Origin of the sequence: Niveispirillum sp. (assembly GCF_017996735.1) — a bacterium.
GTDB lineage: Bacteria > Pseudomonadota > Alphaproteobacteria > Azospirillales > Azospirillaceae > Niveispirillum.
In genome coordinates, this window is record NZ_JAGOGJ010000258.1 from 1 (window position 1) to 3,503 (window position 3,503).

General features: G+C 59.6%; 3 protein-coding genes. All 3 read right to left on the reverse strand.

Going from position 1 to position 3,503, the window contains the following annotated elements; all coding sequences use genetic code 11:
* On the reverse strand, positions 1-283 hold a 283-nt coding region (locus KBA48_RS32770), incomplete at its 3' end, for a hypothetical protein (RefSeq protein WP_292912862.1).
* Positions 283-2,622: a glycosyl hydrolase family 28-related protein gene (locus KBA48_RS32775; RefSeq protein WP_292912863.1), complete on the reverse strand. Its 2,340-nt coding sequence runs from the start codon at positions 2,620-2,622 to the stop codon at positions 283-285. The genes KBA48_RS32770 and KBA48_RS32775, both read right to left, overlap by 1 nt.
* The coding region (locus KBA48_RS32780; protein WP_292912864.1) for a hypothetical protein at positions 2,619-3,503 on the reverse strand (885 nt) is incomplete at its 5' end. The genes KBA48_RS32775 and KBA48_RS32780, both read right to left, overlap by 4 nt.

The following is a 3,503-nucleotide window of genomic DNA, read 5'->3' on the forward strand; positions in this document are numbered from 1 at the left end:
CCATCTCGCGGTACTGCTCGCCTTTATTGGATGGTTGGCCGTCTACCCACAAGATGATGTCTTGTGCGCATCGGTTGTTATGCGTACTCACATGCACCTTGCTGCGCCCATTGGCCCGCAAGAGTTCTTGATACGTCACGCCTGTTGAACAGTGCGGACACGCCAGCTCATCCGTACTGCGCCAGGCATCCCCGAGTGTCCACGTCAAGCCCTGCGCTTTCATCCAGGCGAATTGATCGGCCAGCATGTGCGCGAACCGTTGCTGTCTGGCTGAGAGGCTCATTAGTTGTTACTCCCTGCCGAGACATAGGCCGTCGTTCCGTTCGGCGTGTAGACCGTATAGATGTCGGTATCGCCAGGCGTAAGGTTGGCACTGCCAGGGCAGATGAGATTCGCCCCGTCCACCAGTGTGGTGTTGCTGTTCGTGAAGCGAATCCGGTAGGACTCGCCGCGTTGCATGTTGTCGAACTGCGTGATGCTCGTGGCGCCGGTATTGCTGGCGATAAAATCATTCCCCATCGCCAAGCTCGGCGTGGTGTCCAGGTCGGTGAACGTGACCGGCCAACCAGGGGTAGCCGTGTTCGCCTCCACAAGATTCTCTGTCTTGAGCCGTTGCACGCTGGCCCCAATGGTGTTGGCGGACCAGATTGTGCGCCCGTTGCTCGCGTTGCCATCGGCGTAAATGTCCCGCAGGGTCATCAGCGAAATGGTCCCGCTGGAGGTGGCCCCGACCAGGGCGTAAGACCCCGCGCTGGCTCCTGACCAATCAAACGCCGTCACGCCGTCTAATGTGACACGGTTGATTGTGGCCCCTGCGGCCATCGAAAAATGAAAGCCCTGGTATTCCGTGTTATTCAGCGTCGTCGTCCGGCATGACACGGTGCGGATGCGCGACGTATCGGACGCTGAGACGTAGACCAATCCCTGAATGCTGGCGCTGCCGGTTACGTTTTTGAAGCTCAGCCGTCCCGTCTCGATGGATTCCAGCACTTCGGTGCCGAACGTGCTGAACAAGACGCCGTTCTCGCAGTCCTGGATGTCGGCGTTGGCGATACTCCAGGTGCTATACGGCACCGCTGAACCGCCCGCCCCATCACCCACGCACTTAATCGCTTGCGAGCCTGCCAGGTCGGCGTTGCGGACTCGCAGGGTTCCCTCAAACTTCATGTTCTTCACGCCGAAACAGTAGATAGCGTGGTCGCCGACGCTGTTTTGATCGGCGTCGATATTCAACATCGTGCCCATATTGACCCGATGCATGTAGAAGCAGCTGGCCGTCGAGGCCCCAGAGCCGGAAATCGTCGCTTTACAGTTCCGGTATTCGGCCACGTCAATCTTGTAGCTGGCCCCGCCGTCGCAATAGGGTCCGATGTTCCAGCCGGTGAACGTGCAATGCTCCACAATCAGCCGCGTTCCCGCGCTGCCTGCGCTCGCAAGATCCAGGTTGATGGCCTTCATGCTATGGTTCGACGCCAGCGGCGTTTCAACTTGCATGGTCAGGTGGCTCACGGTCAGGCTTTCCGTGGTGTCAATGCCATGCTGCAACGATGAGCCGGTGCCGGTCATGTTCAGGACCGTCACGCCTTCGCCATGCCCGCGCAGCGTGATCGGCTTGGTAAAAGTGAGCGTATCGGAGAAATCATAGGTGCCTGCGGGCAGGTCGATCACGCCGCCCGCCGCTGGCAAGGAATCGTGAGCCGCCTGGAGGGCGGCGGTACTGTCGCCTGTGCCGGTATAATCCGCGCCCCATTGGTCAGGAATGACGGCTGACAAGTTGGCCCCATCGAACGTGCCGGAACCGGTGAACCGCTGGCGGCGGATGTCATCGACCAAGAAGGAAGCCGCGTTATAGGTCACGGTCACGCCGCTGGAAATCGCCAGCCCGCCCGCGCCCACAAAGAAAAATGTGATGTTATCCGTCACGGTGATATTGCCGGTCACGCTGATGGACTCGCTAATGAGCAGGCAGACTTTCGTGCTGCCGCCGATGGAACTGACGGCGCTGGACAGGCTGTTGCCGTACAGGGCAATGTTCTTGAAGTTGGCGGCATAGTGGTAAAGTTCTTGCTCCCACGCCACGGAACCGCCGCTATCCACGACTAGGTGGTCGTAGTTTCCTCCACCGGCTGGCACGTCATCAGGAACGAGCGTCGGTGTGCCAAGGGCCAATTGGTTGCCACTCCATCGGAGGTACTGTCCATCGCCAGGGGCGGGCAAGGTCAAGGCCGAGAATCCGCCAGAGTCGCCCACAGGCAGGACCGGCGCACGGTTCACGCGTTCGGTGAGTTGCTGCACCAGGCGCGTCAGCTTATCAACGGACTCTTCCAGGGAGGCCGCTGGCAAGGTCGCCGCCACCTGGAAATCATGGGTTTGCGTTTCCGCCTCTGCCCCTAACAAGATGATGTCCGCAGACAGGGCCGGATAATTGCCGGTCGTGAAGGTGATGGTCCCGCCCGATTCGTTGCCGACCCCGCTCACGGTGTAATGCGTGGTCAGGGTTTTCAGGTTCCCATCGACATACACGGCTAAGTCGGTATCGTTGAGGATCATGAACTGATAGGAGAACGGCCCGGCTCCCCCGGTCCCTACAATGTCATGACGGCGCTGCGTGTTGGTAATCATCGGCTCAATCCTCCTGGTGCGGTTCCGGCAAAGGCTCCGGCTTTCTTGGTTTCTCGTTCACGAAGTTTCGCGTCAAGGTCCGCGTCCTCTTGCCGCAGTTGGAACTTGGCCAGGTCGCGGTAGTTGTTCACCCACATTTTGAGTAACGTGATTTTCCCGCCGTCCGCAGGGTCGTCCGTGCCGTGGCGATACAGGTCCGAGGCAATCACCTCCTCTAGCTTCTCGCGCAGGCCTGGCATCCCTTGCGGATGTGCGGCCAATATCTGGTAGCGGTCGTATTGCTTCGGCGTCAGCGGCACACGGTCAATCTGTTTCGATGGCAAGGTGATCGGCGCTTGGAGCCGGTCGAGTTCCGCCGCCACCTTGTCATCCTTCACGGTCGAGCTATAGAACGGGCTCAACAGGTCAGGCCCGAACCCGCCTTCCAGCAGGACCGGCTCACCCCAGAGATTCCGATGGGGCGGCAAGTCGGACGAGTAGCCAGGCAGCTTGGCTTTGAAGGCATCCATGATGCTGTTGACTTCGCGCATCACAGGGTCCAGATTCTTCGCCGTCTGCCCCAGCGCCGAGCTATAGGGGAGGATGGTGGGGAGTTCCTTTTCAAGGAAACTATTGACCTGCTTGACCTCTTGCGAAGTCACCGCGTTGAGCGTCCCGGCCAAGCCCTTCACGAACGTCTTTTGCGCCACGTTGCGGGAAATCGCCACGGTCAAGGCGCTCGCCAGCTTCGCCGCGTCCGCCTCAGACAGTTGCCCCATGATGTCTGCCGCATCAGCCGCCAGGCCGAAGAGGGAGCCTAGTGGTTCAATGCGGGCGTAGGAGATATATTCATTGCCGATCTTGAAGCTGTACGGCTTCCAGCCCGTTTGCATCTTGATTTG

Excerpts from the sequence above, each read along its gene's own strand:
- KBA48_RS32775 (WP_292912863.1), bottom strand. The coding sequence starts at position 2,622 with ATGATTACCAACACGCAGCGCCGTCATGACATTGTAGGGACCGGGGGA.